The following is a 19,258-nucleotide window of genomic DNA, read 5'->3' on the forward strand; positions in this document are numbered from 1 at the left end:
ATTTTAACACCCGTAATACTGAGTGTCAAACAGGTGTTTGCTTCGTGAGCTATGCGGTAGGCAGAAAATATAAAGATGAATTGACTACAAAGGTGAAAGTATCAGGGCAAGTCAGGGGAAATTTGCGGGATAAACGGGAGGGTACGCCTCTGGTCAGATAACTATCATGCGTACTCTGGGGTTTTAAAAAACAGTTATTAGCCGGATAAATCTGGTTCAGGTTACCAAGAAGCGGGCTTTCTAGAGCCGTACACCGCCAGCAATCATAAAAAAGCCGCCTGGTTCTGGACAGAGCGGCTTTATGTTTTAACCCAAAGAGCTTTGTCAGGTATAAAGGCGCAGGGCAGAGTTTGACATGCGTTTGACTACGTTGGAAACCACTGCCAGCAGTATAGCCACCAGTATCACGGTTATCCCTGCGTTCAGGGCTATGTCAGACCAGCCGGCATCATAAATACTCAGGTCTACTACCGGTTTTAAGATGTAATAGGTGGGGAAGAAGTAACCTATCCACTGGGGTATCTGGGGGAAGAGGTAAATGAAAGCCGGCCCGAAAAGGAGCAGCCCGCCGAACTTCCAGACGGCAAAAAGGGTGTTCATATCCTTTATAAAGGCACCTGCCAGAAGCCCCAGCAAAGAGGCCATGAGCGAACCCAGTATTAGCATCAGTACCAGCGGCAGAGGGGCATTGCCGAAAGCTGAGTTCATACCGAGTATAATAAGCCCCATAATTAAGCCCAGCAGAGTGCCTATTGCCCCCTTGGCGGTAAATATTTCGCCCAGAGTGGCCGGGGTGATATTGACTGCTTCCAGAGTGCGTTTTTGTTTTTCATCTATAAGGGAACTGGCCGGCAGCATCAGCCCGCTGAAGAACATGGCCATGAGTACCACGAAGGGAAACAAACGGTCAGACCAGGGTACGTTCTGCTCATCTCCCAGTGAAATGGAGTTTATCTCCACCGGCACATTCGCCCCGGTAATCTGTCTGGCGGTATCAGCCAGCACCGCCGGGATAATCATGCGGTTTTTAGCCAGGCTTTCCCCCCAGACATAGGCACTAGCCTTGAGGGTATTGGTCTGGATAAGGGCAGTATCAAAATCTGCCGGCAGCACCAGCCCCATGTCTACCGCACCGCTTGTGGCCGCCTCTTTAAGGGCGGCTTCGTCAGGGTATTCCTTTATAAGCAGGGTGCTGTTTTCTTTCAGCAGGCTTACAAGCTGGGAGTTGCCCAAATCAGTCAGCCCCAGCTTGGGTTTTTCCGAAAAAATATTGCCGAAAGCCAGAGATATAAACAGGGAAATAAGTATGGGGGTTACCACTACCATTATAAAGGTAACGTCCTTAGGGCCGTGGATTACTTCGCGGTTAAAAAGGGTGATGATGTGCTTTATGCTCATTGGTAACGCCTCCGCAGGACAACAATACCGGCTGCTACTATTACGGCGGTAAAGCCCAGCAGGATAAGCAGGTTTCCGCCCACTGCGCTTAGGTCTGCCCCGTAGTTAACCACCCGGTTTACGGTATCTGTCAGGTAGTACGAGGGTATTACCTTAGCCCAGCTGCTTATCAGGCCGGGGAACATTATGCCCATGCCGGGTATAGCCAGAATGATAAACAGCAGCATACCCCAGGCGGTCACTGACATAAGGCTCTTGGTAAGAGAGGCCAGCAGGAAGCCCAGCCCGGTTACCATAAGGCTGCCCAAAATAAGCACGCTTAAGGTTATAAGCGGCTGGGAACTGAACCCGCCGACCAGCAGCATAAAGAGCACCACCTGCCCCAGCGCCATGCCAACCCCTATTATACCTTTGGCGGCAAAGAGTTCGGGTACGCTCATAGGGGTTACCAGCAGGGCTCTGGCCGTACCCTGTTCGTTTTCTTCGGCTATCAGGCTGGCCAGGCTGAGTATTTCCATCATAAGTATAAATATGGCCAGCAGGGGCACCATTCGGTTGCGCATGGGTATCTGTTCACCCAGCATATCCTGTCCCATTACCTGTTCGTTGGTATCAAAGGTAAGAGACTGGCCGGTCTGAGCGTAGGACAGCTCTTTTACCAGGCTGATTATGGCATCCCGCAGCTCCAGCGGGGCAGATGAGGAATAATAGATATCTATTTCAGGTTTGCCGCCTGAAGCCCAAACCTGCATGATATCTTCGGGCAGGGCAATAACTGCCTGGGTATCCCCGTTTTCCACTGCGGTTTTGGCATCCTCCAGCGAGTCATAGCTGGAGAGGCTGTTTGCCGGGTCTGCCACCAGTACTGAAAATGCCGGCGGCATGACCGGGGCGTATATACCCGCTTTAAGCTGCTCGTCTACTTTGTTGGGCATGATGAAGAAGATAATAATATAAAATACCAGCCCGACAATAGTCATCAGCATATAAAAGCGGTTTTGAAGGAAAAGGGAAAAATCCTTTTTCAGCAGGGCTTTTATAATGCGAAAGTTCATTCGGTCAGCCTCCGTCCGGTTATCTTTATAAAGATATCTTCCAGAGTGGCTTCTTCGCTGTGCAGGGTCAGCACCTGTTCGCTATCAAGGAGCTTGCTGACCTCTGCGGAGGTTTTGCCGGTATCCAGGGCAATCTCTCTGGTTTCCAGTTTTCCGTCCGGGGTTTTTATTTTGGCCACCAGGGAACGTTTGCCGTACTGCTGTTTTAGGTTAACCGGGGTATCCAATGCGGCAATAGAGCCTTCGTTGATAAAGGCTACCCGGTCACATAGTTTGTCTGCTTCCCACATGTCATGGGTGGTTAAAAATATGGTTGCCCCCCGTTTGCGTTCTTCCAGTATGATATCCCGGATAGATTCCGAAGATACGGGGTCAAGCCCGGAAGTGGGTTCGTCCATAAAGAGTATGCTGGGGGTGTTTACCAGGGAGCGGGCTATCATAAGGCGCTGTTTCATGCCCTTGGAGTAACCGGCCACCTTGTCTTTTTCCCGTCCGGCCAGCCCCACCCTTTTTAAAAGGGCATAACCGTCAAAATTTTTCACCCCGAAAAGGTCAGCAAAAAGCTGGAGGTTTTCCAGAGCGGTCATTTGTTCGTACAGATTGGTCTGTTCAAAGCAGATGCCTATCCGCCGGTGGATTTCCTCGGTATCCTTGGCCACATCAAATCCCAGCAGGGTAGCCCGGCCGTCCTTCGGTTTGAGCTGGCCGGTCAGCATTTTCTGAGTGGTGGTTTTACCTGCCCCGTTGGGACCCAGAAAACCCAGAATTTCACCCTGTCCAACCTCAAAACTTATCCCGTTTACCGCTTTGAGGTCTCCGTACCAGTAGCTCAGCTTTTCTACTGAAATTGATATTTGACTCATCAGTTACTCCTTCAGCCGGTTTTTGCCTGAATATTTTGGCGGGTTGGAATAGGGCAGGCATCGTTTTTGAAAAAGCCGTACATCATTATCCGGGAAAGCCCCATCATCAGGTTTATTTTGTCTTTGGAGGGTTCAAACAAGGCGGCGTTGGCATTAAAGCCGTCACGCATTATTTTAAGGTAAATAAAGGCGGTCTCTTCGGAAATGGACGGGTCTACGTATCCTTCGGCTTTGCCGTCCGCTATCAGTTTCTGCCACATGGGCTGGATTTCTTTCTGGTAGATTTCCTGTATCAGAGCGGCCACATCATCGTCCATGTGCACCAGTTTTTTCAGTATCTCTTCCGGCATTTTTCCGGCCATATCGTTTTTGTTGGAGAGTATCAGCTGTATTTTGTCAGGGAAGGGTAGGGAGCCGTCCATAATGTTTTTTGCCTGAGCAATGTTGTTATCTATTATTTTTTTTACTACCCCCTGTACCAAAGCTTTTCTGCCCCCGAAATTGTTGTAAATGGTAGTGGGGGAAACTCTGGCCTTGCGGGCAATATCTTCAATACTTACTTTGCCGGCATCATGTGAGTTCAAAAAAAGGTGGGTAGCGGCCGAGATTATTTTGTCACGGCTGGCAGTGCTCTGTTTGGTTCTGGTCAAGGGAATTTGCTCCCCCTTTGGAATATAATACTGTAGTAATGCTATAACTTTACTACAATTAAGTCAATATCTCCCGGGAAATATTTTTTACAAACAGGTGCTGCCATAGGGAATAGTCAAGTGGTTTAAATACAAAAGGGGGGCAAAAGCCCCCCGTTTTATTTCAGATGGTGCGGTGTCTAAACCAGCATCTCGTCACGTACCACCTTAGCGGCCTGGGGTTTGGCAAACATATCCATCAGGGTCAGGGCAAAATCCATGGCGGCCTGAGGGCTTCGCCCGGTAATAAGTTTGCCTTCCACCTTTACCCGCAGGTCACAGGCCGTACAGTTTTTCAGCAGGTGCTTAACCCCCGGATATATGGCAACCTCTTTGCCGTTTATCACCCCGGCCCGGGAAAGGACGGCCGGCCCGGCGCAGATAGCTGCCAGGTATTTGCCTTCGGCGTGGGCGCTGCGGATAAGCTCAAGCACCCGCTGGTCTTTGCCCATATTTATAAAGCCGGGATTGCCGCCGGGCAGAACCAGCACTTCGTAGTCGCTGCTTTTCAGCTCATCTATACCCAAATCCGGCATGATGCGGATTCCCCTTGAGCCGCCGGTAAGACCGTTTTTAAGCCCCACTATTTTTACCTCAAGGTCTGCCCGCCGGAGAATATCCGTAATGGTGCAAAACTCTATTTCTTCAAAACCTTCGGCTAACAAAACGGCAAAACGGCTCATATTTTCCTCCGAAAACAAATAAAAATAGTTATGCCCGCATGCGGTCGGGTAATACCTTTGGAGGGTTAACATTATATTCCAGAAACACGCCGAAGTGAAATCTGCCGTTTCAGCTATAAAGGCGTAGCCTTTCAAGCCTTGTTAATGAACGGCTAATGCTTGCCGTTTCTTGACAGTCCAATGGGGCTAAGATAGAATTAACTTCACTTCCAGCTTTTTTGCCTCAGTATTTTCAGATGTCCTTTCTGAGCTAATAGCAACCGGATTACTAATATAGACGGTAGGTTAATAATATGGGTATAAAGATAACAGATACCACTCTGCGGGATGCGCACCAGTCACTGATAGCTACCCGGATGCGTACCCGTGACATGATTGATATTGCCGCCAAGCTGGATAAGGTCGGCTTTTATTCACTGGAGGTCTGGGGCGGCGCTACCTTTGATTCCTGCATCCGCTTCCTGAACGAAGACCCCTGGGAACGCCTGCGCCTTATACGCCAGAAAGCTCCCAATACCCCCCTCCAGATGCTTCTCCGCGGGCAGAATCTGGTGGGATACCGCCACTATGCAGATGATGTAGTGCGGGAGTTTGTCCGTTTGTCCGTTAAAAACGGCATAGATATTTTCCGGGTTTTTGATGCCCTGAATGATACCCGCAATATGGAAGTTTCCGTTCAGGCGGCCAAAGAACTTAAGGCTCACGTTCAGGGTACTATCTGCTATACTACCAGCCCCATTCACACCGTAGAAAATCTGGCTGAGATGGCAGTGGAACTGGAAAAGATGGGCTGTGATTCTATCTGTATTAAAGACATGGCCGGGCTTATTACCCCCACCGCTGCCGCCCAGCTGGTAAAATCTATAAAAGCTAAGGTCAAGCTGCCGGTAGACCTCCACTCCCACTGCACCAGCGGCATGGCACCTCTGGCTTATTATGCCGCGGCCGAAGCCGGGGTGGATATAATAGACACCGCCTTCTCCGCCTTTGCCTGGGGTACTTCCCAGCCCACTACCGAAAGTTTCGTGGCCGCTTTTCAGGGTACGAAACTGGATACCGGGCTTAATCTGGAACTGATGAGCGAAATAGGTGAGGAGTTTAATAAAATAAGCTCTACTTACCGCTGCCTTTATACCTGCGAAGCCACCCAGCCGAGTATCGGGGTGCTTCTCCACCAGATACCCGGCGGTATGATTTCAAACCTGGTCAGCCAGCTTCGCCAGCAGAATGCCTTTGACAAACTGCCGCAGGTACTGGCCGAAGTACCCAAAGTAAGGGCGGATTTGGGCTACCCCCCGCTGGTTACCCCGTCAAGCCAGATTGTAGGCACGCAGGCTATTTTGAACGTGCTGAGCGGCGCTCGCTACAAACAGGTTACCAAAGAAACTAAAAATTACCTGCTGGGGTATTACGGCAAAATACCCGGTGCGGTAAATGAAGAAATACGCAAAGCTATTATCGGTGATGAAAAACCCATCAGTGTCAGGCCGGGGGCTTTACTTGAGCCGGAATTGCCCAAGATGAAGGCCGAAGGTGAAAAGCTGGGTATACTCAAAACCGAAGAAGACCTTTTGACTTATGCCATGTACCCTGAGGTAGCGGCCAAGTTCCTCAAGGGTGAGTGCAAGGAAGAGTGCCTTTTGCCGTCCACCCCTGAAGCAGCCAAAGCTGAAGCCAAAACCGAAGCTAAATCCGCTCCGGTCTTTAATGGTTCGGCTGAATACAGCGTTGAGGTAGACGGAGAAGTCTTTACGGTCAAGGTTTCCGCTAAGGCCGGTGCGGTTGGCGAAGCCCCCAAAGCTGCCAAGCCTACGGCCTCACATCCCGGGGCGGTTGTCTCCCCCATGCAGGGTATGCTTCTTTCACTGAAGGTGAAGGAAGGGGACAAGGTTAGCGAAGGTGAAGTGGTGGCCACCATTGAGGCTATGAAGATGGAAAATGATGTTACCGCCGCTGTCAGCGGGGTAGTTTCAGAGATATATGCTTACGAGGGCGAAGTGGTGGGCAGCAAAGACGTAATTATGGTGATTGAGCCAGATGCTAAATAAAATACTGGTTGCCAACAGGGGTGAGATAGCCATACGCATTATGCGTGCCTGCCGTGAGCTGGGCATAAAGACTGTTGCCGTTTATTCGGATGCTGACAAAGGCGCTCTTTTTGTAAAGTATGCAGACGAAGCTTATCATATCGGCCCTTCCCAGCTGTCTGAGAGCTATCTGAATATAAAAAAGATAGTCTCGGCTGCCAAAAAAGCGGGGGTAGACGGGGTTCACCCCGGATACGGTTTTTTATCTGAAAACCCCGGTTTTGCACTGGCTCTGGAAAAGGCCGGCATCAAGTTTATAGGCCCCAGCAGCCGGGTTATAGAGCTGATGGGCAACAAGATTGCCGCCAGACGTGAAATGAAAAAGGCGGGTGTGCCGGTACTGCCCGGCACCGAAGGCTGTGTTTCCGGTATTGAGCAGGCCACCGAAGCGGCCGCGGCTATCGGTTACCCGGTTATTATCAAACCCAGCGGCGGCGGCGGCGGTATCGGTATGCGGGTGGCAAACGGCCCGGACGAACTTAAAGATGCCATAGAATCCTCCCAGAAAGTAGCCGGAAATACCTTTGGTCTGGCCGAAGTCTATATTGAAAAATACATATCCAATCCCCGCCATATAGAGATACAGATAATGGGTGATTCACAGGGGAATGTGGTTTATCTGGGTGAGAGGGAATGTTCTATCCAGCGGCGTTATCAGAAACTTATTGAAGAAGCCCCTTCACCGGTTATTACCCCCGAACTCCGCAAGAAAATGGGTGAAGTGGCTATCAAGGCCGGCAAGTGGGTTAACTATGAGGGTGCCGGTACTATTGAATTTATCTTTTCAAACGGCCAGTTTTACTTCCTTGAAGCCAATACCCGGGTGCAGGTGGAACACCCTGTTACCGAAATGGTTACCGGCATAGATATAGTCAAAGAACAGATAATGGTAGCCTCCGGAGATGAGCTTTCTTTCAAACAGGAAGACGTTCATATGCGGGGTTGGGCTATAGAGTGCCGCATAAACGCCGAAGACCCCTTGAATGAGTTTGCCCCCTCGGCGGCCAAACTGAAGGGTTACCGTTCACCCGGCGGTATCGGAGTGCGGGTGGACAGCGGCGTTCATACCCGCTATAACATACCTTACCTGTATGACCCCATGATATCCAAGCTGATTGTCTGGGGACGCACCCGCGAAGAAGCCATAGCCCGTATGCGGCGCGCCCTTTACGAATACATTATAGTAGGGGTTAAGACCAATATCCCCTTCCATAAGGCGGTTCTGGTTAATCCCAATTTTGTGGCCGGGAATTTGCATACCCATTTCATTGAAAAAGAAACCACCCTGCTTGATGAGATGAAGCGTATCATGAGTGAAGAACAGCCGCTGGAAGAGAAGCTGTCCGAAATATTTGACGATACCCGGAGGATTGCCGCTATTGCGGCGGTTGCCGCTCTGACCCAGCTTCCGGCTGAAATTGATGAAGATGAGATAACCGGCGTTTAAAGGTTTTTCTTTAAACGCCCAATCTCTTTCTGGATTTCCTTGTTTTCCCAGTCACTTTCGTCACGCATGAAGCCGAAAACACTCAGGAAGTGAAAAATCAGCCCGATACCCCAGCCCCCCAGGGGAAAAATAAACCAGGGGTATGAACTGCCGGTAAATGCCCAGATACCTATAAGCATCAGGTTTATCACTATATAAACCGACAGGTGATTGTAAAAATCCTTCTTTTCCTTGACCCTTTTCTGGGCAATACGGTAGATTTCGTCATCAGTCAGCTGTTTCATGTTATCTGCCTTCCTTCACCCAGAATTATGCTTTATTTCACCGGGGTTATCAAGCCTTTAGAGCTAAATCCGGGTACAAAAAAACTGCCGGGTTTTAAAGCCGGCAGTCTGCAAATGCTATGAATTATCTGCTATTAGAAAAGTTTAGCCACAGCGGCAGCTATTATCATAAGGCCTATGGCAACAGGCAGAATCCGGATAGCGTAGTTGTAAACGCCATTCTTTTCCTCCAGAGCGGTTATCTCTGCCTTGCGTTTCTTGGCGGCGGCTTCATAACCGTAACCGCTGGTAATGGCATCCCAGTAGCAGGCGTCTACGCACCGTCCGCAGTAGGTGCAGCTGGAGGTATCCAGACTATAGTCATGTACCTGATGAACAATATCACACCGCAGACATCTCTGGGCTTCCTTCTTGGCAGCTTCGGGAGACAGAGTTTTTTCAATCTCCACTTTGTCACCGCCGGCCTGTTTTACCAGACTAAGCTCTACCTGAGAGCGGTTTTGACCCTTAGGTTCGTTAAGGGGTTTGATATTTTTTTCAGGCGGGGCCAGAGTCTCATCCAGATTGCCTTCGCCCCCCAGATATTTGTCAATCAGACCGGCTACCGAACGTCCGGCGGCCATAGCCTCAATGACCGAGCGGGCACCGCTGATGCCGTCACCGGCGGCAAATACGCCGGGCTGGACTACGGAAAGATAATCCGCCCCCGGTTTTTCATTGGAAGTAACCGTAGTGATAACTGTATCTGCCGCTATAAAGCGGTGTGTATCATTTATTATCTCATAATGGAGTTTATTTTCTTTGTCATATCCGTAAGAGCGGATACGGAAAAGTTCCACTCCCTCAATTTTGCCGTCCAGCCTGACCAGCTTTGCAAAATCCAGTGATGGATGAACAGTCACACCTGCATCTATAGCCCGGTCTACTTCCTCCGGGGAGGCTTCCTTGCTGCCGGCGTGGCGGCTGCAAACCAGATGCACCTCTGAGACCCCCAGGCTCTTAGCGGCAAAGGCACTGTTGTAAGCTTCAATGCCGCCGCCTATTATTACTACTTTGTCACCCAGACTTTCTTTGGTGGATGATTTTATATTCTTAAGGAAATCACTGCCCTGCATCAGGTCTGATTCAACGGTTTCATCACAGGGAAGGAGCAGCCCTTCGTCCAGACCGAGTACGCCGGTGGAAAGGAGGACCGAATCGTATCCCTGTTTGAACAGGGTCTGTACGGACTGCACCTGGCAGGAGGTATGGATAGTTACGCCCAGGTCGGTGATGGCCTTAATTTCTTTATTGAGTATATCTTTGGGCAGCTGATGCTCTGGTATACTGTAAAACATCTTGCCGCCGGCGTATTCCATGGATTCAAATATAGTTGCTTCGTGCCCCAGCAGGGTCAAAAAGTAGGCTGAGGTAAGTCCGGCCGGGCCGGAACCGATAATAGCTACCTTTTTGCCGGTGGAAGGGGCAATTTTAAGGTTATTTTTCCAACTGCCGTCGTCATTTTCAGCGGCATATCTCTTTAAAGCCCGAATAGCAATAGGCTCGTCAAATTTCTGGCGCTGGCACTCCAGTTCACAGGGGTGGAAACAGACATAACCGCACACTGAAGGGAAGGGTATTTTCTCTCTCATAACAGCAGTGGCAGCCGGGGCGTTGCCCTCAGCTACAAAGCGGACATAGCGGGGGATATCCAATCCGGCGGGGCAGGCGCGGGTGCAGGGAGCGGTGCCGACCCGTTTGGTGGGTGTCTTATCCCTATCCAGTTTGATAGCATCTACCGGGCAGATGCTGGCACAGCGGTTACATCCGGTGCAGCGGCTCTGTGTCCAGAAAAACTCACTGCCGGCGGTACGCTTGGTAGAAACTACCTTGCCGTCCTGTTTGATTTCTTCAGCCGGTTCCATTTTGTCTGCAGGTGCTTTTGTTTTGGCCATATATGTCTCTTCTACAAAATATTTAAGCCGATATTTAAAAGACCTAGTTCCTGATATTATACTTGCAACATATAGTACATTGTCAATCTGCAAGCTCACCTGTGAGCCAAACTGCTCTATTCTACCACCCATTTAATTCTTTATCCACCCGGCTTTTAAAGCAGCTGTTTTTTGGGCAAAATGCGGCTAAAATAAGTATTGACAAAACAGAAATAACTAATTAAAATCAAGTCTAATTGAATATGGTCTGCCGGTGCTTTGTAACAAAAGCTTAAAAGGGAAGCCTGTTAGAATCAGGTGCGGTCCCGCCGCTGTATACGGGGACGAAAACTGGAATACGCCACTGTTTCATTAAAATGAAGCGGGAAGGCCCGGTGAGTAGGTTGAGCCGTAAGCCAGAATATCTGCCGGTATAGAGTTTCGCGGAAAATGGCCGTGGGAAATGGTAAATCCCTGAGCCGAAAGGTTTGGGGTTTTATTTTTTTTAATCCTCAAACCTTGGTGGTTTGGGGATTTTTTATTATGGGGGGAAATATGAAAGCGGTCTTGCTGGAAGAACCGGCTAAACTTAGCCTGGCGGAGGTGGACACTCCGTCCTGCCCCAAGGGTGGTGTGCTCTTGGAGGTAGCCTGCTGTGCAATCTGCGGCACAGACGTAAAGATGTTCCGGCGGGGACACCGTGACCTTAAGTATCCCCGGATACTGGGGCATGAAATAGCCGCTGTGGTAGCCTGCTCTGAACACCCTGATTTCAAGGCGGGTGACAGGGTGCAGGTTTATCCGGGTATTGCCTGCGGGGTTTGCCCGCTTTGCCTGCAGGGCAGGGAGAATTTGTGCGGGCAGGTGAAAATAATAGGTTTTAATTATGACGGGGGCTTGGCCGAATATATGGCACTTCCCCCTGAAAGCCTGCCTGGCGGGCTTAACATAATACCTGGGAATGTTTCAGACGAAGAAGCCTCTCTGGCAGAGCCGCTTGCCAGCTGTATCCACAGTCAGTCTGTTAGCCGGGTGGGGGACGGAGATCGGGTGCTGGTGCTGGGGGCTGGGCCTTTAGGTCTTTTACAGGCCATGCTCGCCCGGCATAACGGGGCGGAAAAGGTGCTTATGGCCGAAGTCCTGCCTGACAGGGTGTGTGGGGCGGAACTGGCCTGCCCTGACGGGGTGATAGATTTGGCAAAGACCAGCCTTAAACAGGGGGTTTATGAGCAGACCGGGGGGGCGGGGGTAGATGTGATTCTGATTGCCAGTTCGGGGGTAGAAGTGGGAGAGCTGCCCTCTGTTTTGAGCCCCGGCGGGCGGATAAATTTCTTTTCCGGCCTGCCTAAAGACCGCTCTGAATTCAGCCTTGACGCCAACACTATCCATTACCGGGAGCTGGCCTTGAGCGGCTCTTACGGCTCTACTCCAGCGGATAATGCCCGGGCACTTAGCCTGATAACGGATGGGATTATACCTGTAAAAAGGCTTATCAGCCGGGTAACGGGTATTTCAGATATAGAGGAGGCTTTTCTGGGGGTGGAAAAGCTAAAAGGCCTTAAAACAATTATCAAATTTTAATAAAAAAGGGGGAAACAAAAGTGGACGAAAACAGGGTAAAAAATTTCGGGGCTGTCATAAGCCGCCTTATTTCCAAGGAAAATCTTAACCGTGAGGAAGTAAAAGACTGTTTCTGCCAGATAATGCGGAATGAACAGCCTGACCTCCAGCAGGGTGCCTTTATGGCCGCCCTAACCGCCAAGGGTGAAACAGCACCGGAGATAGCCGGTGTCTGGGAAGCTATATATGAGCAGGATACGGTAAGGGTTAAGCCTTTGGTCAATAAACCTTTGGTGGATAACTGCGGTACGGGCATGGACAGCCTGAAGACCTTTAACATCAGCACGGCTGCTTCCATTGTGGCGGCGGCGGGCGGGGTGGTACTGGCAAAACACGGTGCCAGAGCCCTTTCCGGCAGCTTAGGGACTATTGATATGCTGGAATCACTGGGTGTTGACGTGGAAACAGACGTGGAGACCGTCAGGCGGAGTATTGAAACGGCGGGTATAGGCATTTTTAACGGCATGAGCGCCCAGGTTCACCCCCAGGCTCTTTTCCGTATTCTTTCCCAGATACGTTTCGGGACTACCCTTAATATTGCCGGTTCGCTGGCAAACCCGGCTTTGCCCCGTTATGCGGTCAGGGGGGTATATTCGGCCGAACTATTGCAGCCGGTGGCCGAGGTGATGCGTGAGATAGGTTATAAAAAAGCCCTGGTTATCTACGGCTCTGCCCCCGGCGGCCGGGGAATGGATGAACTTTCCGTTTTGGGCGAAAGCCTCATTGCCGAGCTTGGCGAAGACGGGCAGATTATTAACTACAGCTTGTCCCCGGCAGATTTTGGTTTAAAACCCGGCCGGATGGAGGATATTCTTACTTCAGGGGATAAACAACGCGAAACCCTGCGGCTTCTCCGTATTCTTTCTGGCGGTGAAAACGGGGCTGCCTTTGACGCGGTTTGTCTGAATGCTGCTCCTGTTTTTTATATAGCCGGTGAGGCTGACAGCCTTCAGCAGGGTTATGCTAAAGCGGCGGAGATAATCCGTTCCGGTGCGGCTATTGCCAAGCTCCGGCAGTGGGTGCAGACCCAGAATTCCAACCCCCAAGCCGGTCTTGCCCGGCTGGACAGCCTGCTGGCTGAACTGGACGGAACAAAGGTCAGCTAAGGGTATTTATTTGGGGGGTAAAAGTCAGCCAAGCGCAAATCACGGCGCTGTTTTTTGGCAAGCCCGCTTGGCTTGCGGTAGAGATTTAACCCGGGATGCCTTAATATACGTGTTTAATACGTATTAGAAGATTAACCGGTGCTTGGGCTGATGCTGTCAGCGGTTGAGGCCGGTTTAATATCTGCAAACGGCAGTTCTATACGGAAAGTAGCCCCGTTGCCGGGGGTGCTTTCCGCTGATATTCTGCCATGGTGTTCTTCAATAATGCCATGGCAGATGGAAAGCCCCAGTCCGGTACCCTTACCTACCTCTTTGGTGGTAAAGAAAGGGTCAAAAATACGTTTGATATTTTCAGGGCTGATGCCGGGGCCGTTATCTGAAATACTGATTACCGCATAACCTTTGCGGCGGCTGGTTTTTATGGTTATCTGGGGGTGCTCCTTAAGGCGCAGGAAGAACTCTGCGTTGATAATAATATTTATCAGTACCTGCTGTATCTGGAAGACGTCCAGCATTACCCGCGGCAGGTCGGGGTCCAGTTCGGTTATGCAGCGGATATTATTTATCCGGTGGTCATGTTTGCGCAGTTCAAGCACCTTCTGAATGCTCAGGTTTATATCACCGGCTTCGCGGGTAGGGGTTTGCTGACGGGCAAAAGTGAGCAGATTGCGGACTACTTCAGCCGCCCGCAGGGCTTCGCGGTGAATAGTCTGGACATCTTCTTTGACTGATTCTTCCAGTTCATTCATCAGCAAAAGTTCACTGAAGCCGACAATGCCGGTAAGGGGGTTGTTTATCTCGTGGGCCAGACCGGAAGCCAGCTCACCTACCGAGGCCATACGGTCAGTCATGATAAGCTGCTGTTCCAGTTTCTTGTGTTCGGTAATATCCGCACTGAGTATTATTATGCCCTGGATTTCACCTGAGTAATCACGCAGTACCGCTCCGCTTATCTGGCAGAAATATTCCGTTCCGTCCGGGCGTACACACAGAAGTTCCAGATTGCGTACTTCATTCAGGCTGTCTGCCTGGGCCAGATAGGCTCTGGCTTCTTCACGGTCTTTGGGGGCAATAAATTCCAGCCCGTGTCTGCCTATCATCTGGTCTTTGCTGGTGTAGTTATTCATTTTCAGTATAGTCTGGTTGACTTCGGTAATATAGCCTTGGGTATCCATGACAATTATGCCTTCGTTAACCCCGTTGAACATTCCCCGGATTTTTTCTTCCGAGGCTATCAAGGCATTATGGGTCTGTTTCTGTTCGGTAATATCAGAGATAATGCAGATAGCATTCGTTACGCTGCCGTTTTCATCAAGCAGGGTAGAGCAGTTTACCATCACATCCCGGTACTTGCCGTCTTTGTGGAGCATACGGCAATCCTTGTTATAAATAATTTCCCCGCGGTTTAGGCTGGCAATATGCCTGCGGACTTCATGGCGGAAGGGTTCTTCCACAATTTCCAGAAAGCTCATCCCCACCAGTTCGGCCGGAGTATAGCCCAGTATTTCCTGAACACGCATATTGCAGTCATTTATAATACCGTTCTGGTCAAACGAAATAATAATGCTGGCGGCTGTTTCAAATATAGAGCGGTAGCGGTTTTCACTGCGGGTAAGGGCATCACGGGCATTTTTCAGACGGCTTATATCTGTGAAGGTGGTATAAACCATGTACGAGTTTTCCTGGTTGAGGCGGAACAGCGGCAGGGCAAACAGGTTGACCCAGCGGACCTCACCGGAAAGGTTATTCTTTATGCCCATAAAGACATTCCGCACCGCTTTGCCGGTCTTCAGGGCAGTTATTACCGGGTTTTCCTCCGGCGGCATTATTGAGCCGTTTTCCTGCACATAAGTCCAGACCGGGTCGGCAATATTTGTTCCCAGCAGTTCGCTTTCATGCCTGCCGAAAATAGTATTGGCGGCCGGGTTGGTTTCAATTATGATGCCCTTATCATCAATATAAATAGCCCCCTGGGCCATAGTTTCAAACAGGGTGTGATACTTTTCCTCTGACATACGCAAAGCTTCTTCAATATGTTTAAGCTCGGTGACGTCTTCGCCTGAATACAGTATTGAATTAAATTTTCCGTCCTGGCTGCGGATAGCCGTAGAATGCCACAAAATCACCTTTTCCTGGCCGTCTTTAGTCAGGACTACATCCATATAGCGTTCCGGCAGGTCGGCTTTGCCTGAGATAATTTGTTTGTACATGGAGTGTTTGATAAGACGGCGGTAACCGGGCACAAAACTATCAAACCAGTTACGCCCCACAATTTCCTGGTATTCATAACCCAGTATTTCGCAGCCCCGCTTGTTAATCTGTAAAACAATCTCATCTTCACTTAAGACAACTATAATTACCCCGGCAATATCCAAATACAACTGGGCTTTGTCCCGTTCTTCTTTCAGCCGGATTTCAGTTCTGGCCAGTTCTTGACGGTGGCGTATTTTTTCCACCCCCAGAGATATATCCTGGGAGACCTCTCGCAGCAGGGAAATTTCTTCTCTGCCGAATACGTCCGGGTTATTTGAATAAACGCATAATACCCCCAGCAGTTCATCCCCGAAATCAATAGGCGAACAAAGCAGGCTGCAGCAATGCTGACAGCAGATATCATCACCGGGGCAGGTTTGGATGTCTGGAACTACTATCAGGCTGCGGCTTTTTATAGCCTGCTGGATAGGTTCTCCGGGCAGGTAGAGGCAATGCGGTGCCGGGCACTCCCCGGCGGGAAGCTGGGACGGCTGCCCGCTGGCAGCGTGATAGCGGGGTTCAACTGTCTGCTGGTTAGGGGTTGCATAACCTATCCAGGCTACCTGATACCGCCCGGCATAGACCAGTCTTTCGCACACCCTTTCCATCAGCTCTTCTTCGTTGTCTATATGGGTGATATGGTGGTTTATATCCCGTATCATGGAGAGTATCTGGTTGAGTTCTTCTTCGTGGCTTATTACCCGCCGGTGGTTGTTGATTATCAGCCCCACCAGACTGCCGGCACCCAAAGTTAGCAGCATAACGAAGAAAATAACCGGCTCAAACAAGTCCATTCCAACCATCAGCAGCATACCCGGTATTAGGATGCTGCTGACCCAGATTATGGAAACTTTTAATCCCCAGCGCCAGGTGGCAATGGCAATAATAATAATGGTAGTGGATGCCTCCACCATAGTGGCAAAAAGCTTCCAGTTGGCATTTTGAACGAAGTCCTGCGGGGATAAGACTGAGTATAATCCTAAGATGATTACCAGTACGGATAAGCCGGTGACGTATGTAAAATATTTATCTTTGAAAAGAGGGGGGGATTGCTGGTTTTTCATTGTCCTGTTTTCCCCCTCCTGTTTGCTGGATTATATTAAAACAAAACTTTTTGGATTATTCAAAACAAATCAGGTGTGAGTCAAATAGCATAAAAACCTTTGGAAACACGAATAAAATTCTTAGCCAGGTCCGGGTTTGTGCCGAAATGGAGATGCAGGTAACTGGCCAGTACATTAGTACTACTTCCTATAATAAAACCCTCATTCTGTCCGGCATATTCAGCCGGCTCCAGCAGGGTATAGGCTGGTTTGGTTTGGGGGGAGGGCAGTTTTGACCAGTGGAAAATGTGCCCCCTTAGTTCAGTTCCCTTGCCGGAAAGAATATTATCGTTCTGGACGGCGGCTCTGGTATAGCCCAGACGGTGCAGTTTTTTCTGCATGACGGATACGCCCGGCAGAAGCCCCAGCATCAAGTATTTGTTATTATCAAAGTCTTCTATCGCTTCGGATAAATACATCAGCCCGCCGCATTCGGCATAAATGGGCATACCGCCTTCGGCTGCTTTGGTCAGGGCGTCTTTCATGGCCTGGTTGGCGCTAAGCTCTGATGCCATTATTTCCGGAAAGCCGCCGCCTATATATATGCCGCCGATATTCTCAGGCAGACAGGTATCATGCACCGGGCTAAAATAACAGAGTTCAGCCCCCCAGTATGAAAGCATATCCAGATTAGCCTGATAATAAAAACTAAAGGCTTCGTCCCTGGCTATGGCTATACGGGTAACCGGCCGGGTGGGGGTTTCGGGGAATAGATATGGGCAGGGTTTTTCGGGCAGGGGCGGTGCATTCCGGGCAATTTCCAGAATACGGTCAATATCTATGGTACTTTCAATATGGGCAGCTAAGTTTTGGATAAAGCTTGCCAGTTCGCCGCCTTCAGAGGTGGTCTTCAGCCCCAGGTGGCGTTCCGGTATAGCCAGCTCTTTATTGCGCAGCAGATAGCCTACCACCGGGGTAGAGGTATATTTTTCAATTGCCTTGCGGCAGATTTCATAATGGCGCAGACTGCCGGCCTGATTAAGTATAACCCCGGCAATATTTATCCTGGGGTCCAGGTTTTTATAGCCCAGCACTATGGCGGCGGCGCTTTCCGCCATGTGGGAGATATTAAGCAGCAGTATAACCGGGGCTGAGAGTAATCTGGCAATTTCGGCGGTAGAGCCCCCGGGGCGTTCGCCGCTGTATCCGTCATAAAGCCCCATCACGCCTTCCACCAGGGCAATCTCCCTGTCTTTCAGCCCGTGGAAAAATACCTCGGTCATGGCATCTTTACCCAGCATCCAGGAGTCAAGGTTGTGGCAGGGGTTATTGGCAGCCAAAGTCAGGTATCCGGGGTCTATATAGTCAGGGCCGCACTTGTAGGCGGCTACTTTATGTCCGCGCTTTGTAAGGGCAGCGGTAATGCCGCTGCTTATGGTAGTCTTGCCGCTGCTTGAAGAAATACCGGCTATGACAATACGTGGAAAATTCATACAGCAGAGTATATCACTCAGGATTGATTTGCGTAAAGATTAGTTTTCTTTGAGAATTTTTATGTATACAGTCCGTCTGCGCGGGCCGTCAAATTCTGCAAGGTAAATACCCTGCCAAGTCCCCAGCAGAAGTCTGCCTTCTTCTATAATCAGGTTCAGGCTGTTGCCCATAAGGCTGGTTTTTACATGAGCGGCGGAGTTGCCTTCCGCATGGAGGAAGGGAGTAACAGCCGGGACTATCCGTTCCAGCTGGGCTTTGATATCGGTTATGACATCAGGGTCGGCATTTTCATTTATGGTCAGCCCGGCGGTTGTGTGGGGGACAAATACCTGACACAGGCCGGAGGTAACACCGCTCTGGCTTATAAGCGAACTAATCCGGCTGGTAATATCTATAAATTCGGTCTGGCTGCGGCTGGGTATTTCAAGGCGGTACAGGGGCAGGGAGTCAGGCATGCTTGATAAACTCATTTATCTTGGTTCGCAGTTCCCGCGGGCTGAAGGGCTTGGTAATATAGCCGTCAGCACCCAACTGCTGGCTGAGTTTCTTGTTCAGTTCATAGCCCACTCCGGTCAGCATGACAATAGGAATGGCACTGGTCTGTTTATCACCTTTGAGCATACAGCAGGCGGCCAGCCCGTCCAGTTTGGGCATCATGATATCCATCAGTATCAGGTCAAAGCCCTGCTCTCGGGATTCTTTTACCGCCTCTTCGCCGTTTTTGGCTTGAACTATCTGATAGTCTTTGTCCAGTATGCCGCAAACAAGCTGCCGCACATGCTCTTCATCATCAGCTATCAGTATTTTCATTTTGGGCATGGCTGCCTCCCTAGGATACCATAGGTAATAATAAATAATAGTATAACATTCAATGGTAGGTGAAAACAGGTAAAGTTTTAAAAACCTTAGTTTTGGGCATTAAGTTTTTCTAAAGTTTCGCTGACTATCTTCTTAAGGTCACTTGGGGTGAAGGGTTTGGGTAAAAACGGCTGGCCGGTGGCATCCAGAAAACCCTGGGTGCTTTCGTCCATGAGGTCACCGGTAGTGAATACCATCCGTTTAGCGGTTTCCGGGTAATAGTTCAGCGCATAGGTGTACAGGTTTTTGCCGTTTATAATAGGGGTGCGGATATCTACCAGGCAGAGGTCAAACTTTTCCTGCTGGATAAGTGACTGACCTATCTGCCCGTTTATGGCAATAGTAACATCAAGCCCCATACTCTCCAAAGTGCGAAGGCATACCTGACATATGGATGGTTCGTCTTCAACTACCAGTACCCGGTATTTTTTATCAGTCATAGAGTCCTGCTTATCGGGAGGTGAG

At 49.9% G+C, this 19,258-nt stretch carries 16 protein-coding genes and 1 riboswitch; of the genes, 4 read left to right on the forward strand and 12 right to left on the reverse strand.

All coding sequences use genetic code 11. The features are described from left to right. Positions 1–324: 324 nt before the first annotated feature. The 5 genes from ACE6F3_RS03225 to ACE6F3_RS03245 form a co-directional block, all read right to left on the reverse strand. Positions 325–1,398 carry an ABC transporter permease gene (locus tag ACE6F3_RS03225; protein WP_324664088.1) on the reverse strand — a complete coding sequence of 358 codons (1,074 nt, stop codon included), beginning with the start codon at positions 1,396–1,398 and terminating at the stop codon, positions 325–327. Beyond that, positions 1,395–2,453, reverse strand: coding sequence for an ABC transporter permease (locus tag ACE6F3_RS03230; protein WP_324664086.1), 1,059 nt, complete (start codon positions 2,451–2,453; stop codon positions 1,395–1,397). The genes ACE6F3_RS03225 and ACE6F3_RS03230 overlap by 4 nt, the downstream gene beginning before the upstream one ends. Then, positions 2,450–3,316, reverse strand: a complete 867-nt coding sequence (locus tag ACE6F3_RS03235) for an ABC transporter ATP-binding protein (RefSeq protein WP_324664083.1) — start codon at positions 3,314–3,316, stop codon at positions 2,450–2,452. The genes ACE6F3_RS03230 and ACE6F3_RS03235 overlap by 4 nt, the downstream gene beginning before the upstream one ends. An 11-nt stretch (positions 3,317–3,327) precedes the next feature. Beyond that, positions 3,328–3,966, reverse strand: a complete 639-nt coding sequence (locus ACE6F3_RS03240; RefSeq protein ID WP_324664081.1) for a TetR/AcrR family transcriptional regulator — start codon at positions 3,964–3,966, stop codon at positions 3,328–3,330. 179 nt (positions 3,967–4,145) lie between these two features. Next, complete coding sequence (locus ACE6F3_RS03245; RefSeq protein WP_041343447.1) at positions 4,146–4,688, reverse strand: DJ-1 family glyoxalase III; 543 nt, start codon at positions 4,686–4,688, stop codon at positions 4,146–4,148. A gap of 293 nt (positions 4,689–4,981) precedes the next feature. Between ACE6F3_RS03245 and oadA the strand changes: the two genes are divergently transcribed. Further along, positions 4,982–6,736 (forward strand): sodium-extruding oxaloacetate decarboxylase subunit alpha, encoded by a 1,755-nt coding sequence (gene oadA, locus ACE6F3_RS03250; protein ID WP_324664078.1) that lies wholly within the window; start codon positions 4,982–4,984, stop codon positions 6,734–6,736. Next, positions 6,726–8,222, forward strand: coding sequence for an acetyl-CoA carboxylase biotin carboxylase subunit (locus tag ACE6F3_RS03255; RefSeq protein WP_279116270.1), 1,497 nt, complete (start codon positions 6,726–6,728; stop codon positions 8,220–8,222). Before oadA ends, ACE6F3_RS03255 begins: the two co-directional genes overlap by 11 nt. On the opposite strand, the gene ACE6F3_RS03260 is transcribed toward ACE6F3_RS03255, so the two are convergent. Together ACE6F3_RS03260 and ACE6F3_RS03265 are read right to left on the reverse strand one after the other, a co-directional pair. Next, a complete protein-coding gene (locus ACE6F3_RS03260; RefSeq protein ID WP_010935926.1) occupies positions 8,219–8,506 on the reverse strand; it encodes a 2TM domain-containing protein in 288 nt (95 codons plus the stop codon). The two genes, ACE6F3_RS03255 and ACE6F3_RS03260, sit on opposite strands and share 4 nt — an antisense overlap. A gap of 134 nt (positions 8,507–8,640) precedes the next feature. After that, positions 8,641–10,440: an FAD-dependent oxidoreductase gene (locus ACE6F3_RS03265; protein ID WP_324664073.1), complete on the reverse strand. Its 1,800-nt coding sequence runs from the start codon at positions 10,438–10,440 to the stop codon at positions 8,641–8,643. Positions 10,441–10,674: 234 nt separating this feature from the next. Then, positions 10,675–10,867, forward strand: a riboswitch (cobalamin riboswitch). A 107-nt stretch (positions 10,868–10,974) separates the two neighbouring features. On the opposite strand from ACE6F3_RS03265, the gene ACE6F3_RS03270 reads away from it, so the two are divergent. Further along, positions 10,975–12,000, forward strand: a complete 1,026-nt coding sequence (locus tag ACE6F3_RS03270) for a zinc-dependent dehydrogenase (protein ID WP_324664071.1) — start codon at positions 10,975–10,977, stop codon at positions 11,998–12,000. A gap of 20 nt (positions 12,001–12,020) precedes the next feature. Then, positions 12,021–13,145 carry an anthranilate phosphoribosyltransferase gene (trpD, locus tag ACE6F3_RS03275; protein WP_324664069.1) on the forward strand — a complete coding sequence of 375 codons (1,125 nt, stop codon included), beginning with the start codon at positions 12,021–12,023 and terminating at the stop codon, positions 13,143–13,145. Between the two features lie 131 nt (positions 13,146–13,276). On the opposite strand, the gene ACE6F3_RS03280 is transcribed toward trpD, so the two are convergent. The 5 genes from ACE6F3_RS03280 to ACE6F3_RS03300 form a co-directional block, all read right to left on the reverse strand. Continuing rightward, positions 13,277–16,462, reverse strand: coding sequence for a PAS domain S-box protein (locus ACE6F3_RS03280; RefSeq protein ID WP_324664067.1), 3,186 nt, complete (start codon positions 16,460–16,462; stop codon positions 13,277–13,279). Between the two features lie 80 nt (positions 16,463–16,542). Beyond that, positions 16,543–17,934, reverse strand: a complete 1,392-nt coding sequence (locus tag ACE6F3_RS03285) for a cobyrinate a,c-diamide synthase (RefSeq protein WP_324664065.1) — start codon at positions 17,932–17,934, stop codon at positions 16,543–16,545. A gap of 39 nt (positions 17,935–17,973) precedes the next feature. Further along, positions 17,974–18,390 (reverse strand): secondary thiamine-phosphate synthase enzyme YjbQ, encoded by a 417-nt coding sequence (locus ACE6F3_RS03290; RefSeq protein WP_324664063.1) that lies wholly within the window; start codon positions 18,388–18,390, stop codon positions 17,974–17,976. Further along, positions 18,383–18,754, reverse strand: coding sequence for a response regulator (locus ACE6F3_RS03295; RefSeq protein ID WP_324664061.1), 372 nt, complete (start codon positions 18,752–18,754; stop codon positions 18,383–18,385). Before ACE6F3_RS03295 ends, ACE6F3_RS03290 begins: the two co-directional genes overlap by 8 nt. Before the next feature lie 86 nt (positions 18,755–18,840). Then, the gene (locus ACE6F3_RS03300; protein WP_324664059.1) at positions 18,841–19,233 is read right to left on the reverse strand and encodes a response regulator; all 393 of its coding nucleotides are present in this window, start codon (positions 19,231–19,233) and stop codon (positions 18,841–18,843) included. Positions 19,234–19,258 lie beyond the last annotated feature (25 nt).

Source organism: Dehalococcoides sp. THU4, from assembly GCF_043231265.1.
Lineage (GTDB): Bacteria > Chloroflexota > Dehalococcoidia > Dehalococcoidales > Dehalococcoidaceae > Dehalococcoides > Dehalococcoides mccartyi.

Bases quoted from the DNA above. Each gene is read 5' to 3' on its own strand.
- ACE6F3_RS03225 (WP_324664088.1), bottom strand. From the start codon at position 1,398: ATGAGCATAAAGCACATCATCACCCTTTTTAACCGCGAAGTAATCCAC.
- ACE6F3_RS03230 (WP_324664086.1), bottom strand. From the start codon at position 2,453: ATGAACTTTCGCATTATAAAAGCCCTGCTGAAAAAGGATTTTTCCCTT.
- ACE6F3_RS03235 (WP_324664083.1), bottom strand. From the start codon at position 3,316: ATGAGTCAAATATCAATTTCAGTAGAAAAGCTGAGCTACTGGTACGGA.
- ACE6F3_RS03245 (WP_041343447.1), bottom strand. From the start codon at position 4,688: ATGAGCCGTTTTGCCGTTTTGTTAGCCGAAGGTTTTGAAGAAATAGAG.
- oadA (WP_324664078.1), top strand. From the start codon at position 4,982: ATGGGTATAAAGATAACAGATACCACTCTGCGGGATGCGCACCAGTCA.
- ACE6F3_RS03255 (WP_279116270.1), top strand. From the start codon at position 6,726: ATGCTAAATAAAATACTGGTTGCCAACAGGGGTGAGATAGCCATACGC.
- ACE6F3_RS03260 (WP_010935926.1), bottom strand. From the start codon at position 8,506: ATGAAACAGCTGACTGATGACGAAATCTACCGTATTGCCCAGAAAAGG.
- ACE6F3_RS03265 (WP_324664073.1), bottom strand. From the start codon at position 10,440: ATGGCCAAAACAAAAGCACCTGCAGACAAAATGGAACCGGCTGAAGAA.
- ACE6F3_RS03270 (WP_324664071.1), top strand. From the start codon at position 10,975: ATGAAAGCGGTCTTGCTGGAAGAACCGGCTAAACTTAGCCTGGCGGAG.
- ACE6F3_RS03280 (WP_324664067.1), bottom strand. From the start codon at position 16,462: ATGAAAAACCAGCAATCCCCCCCTCTTTTCAAAGATAAATATTTTACA.
- ACE6F3_RS03285 (WP_324664065.1), bottom strand. From the start codon at position 17,934: ATGAATTTTCCACGTATTGTCATAGCCGGTATTTCTTCAAGCAGCGGC.
- ACE6F3_RS03290 (WP_324664063.1), bottom strand. From the start codon at position 18,390: ATGCCTGACTCCCTGCCCCTGTACCGCCTTGAAATACCCAGCCGCAGC.
- ACE6F3_RS03295 (WP_324664061.1), bottom strand. From the start codon at position 18,754: ATGCCCAAAATGAAAATACTGATAGCTGATGATGAAGAGCATGTGCGG.
- ACE6F3_RS03300 (WP_324664059.1), bottom strand. From the start codon at position 19,233: ATGACTGATAAAAAATACCGGGTACTGGTAGTTGAAGACGAACCATCC.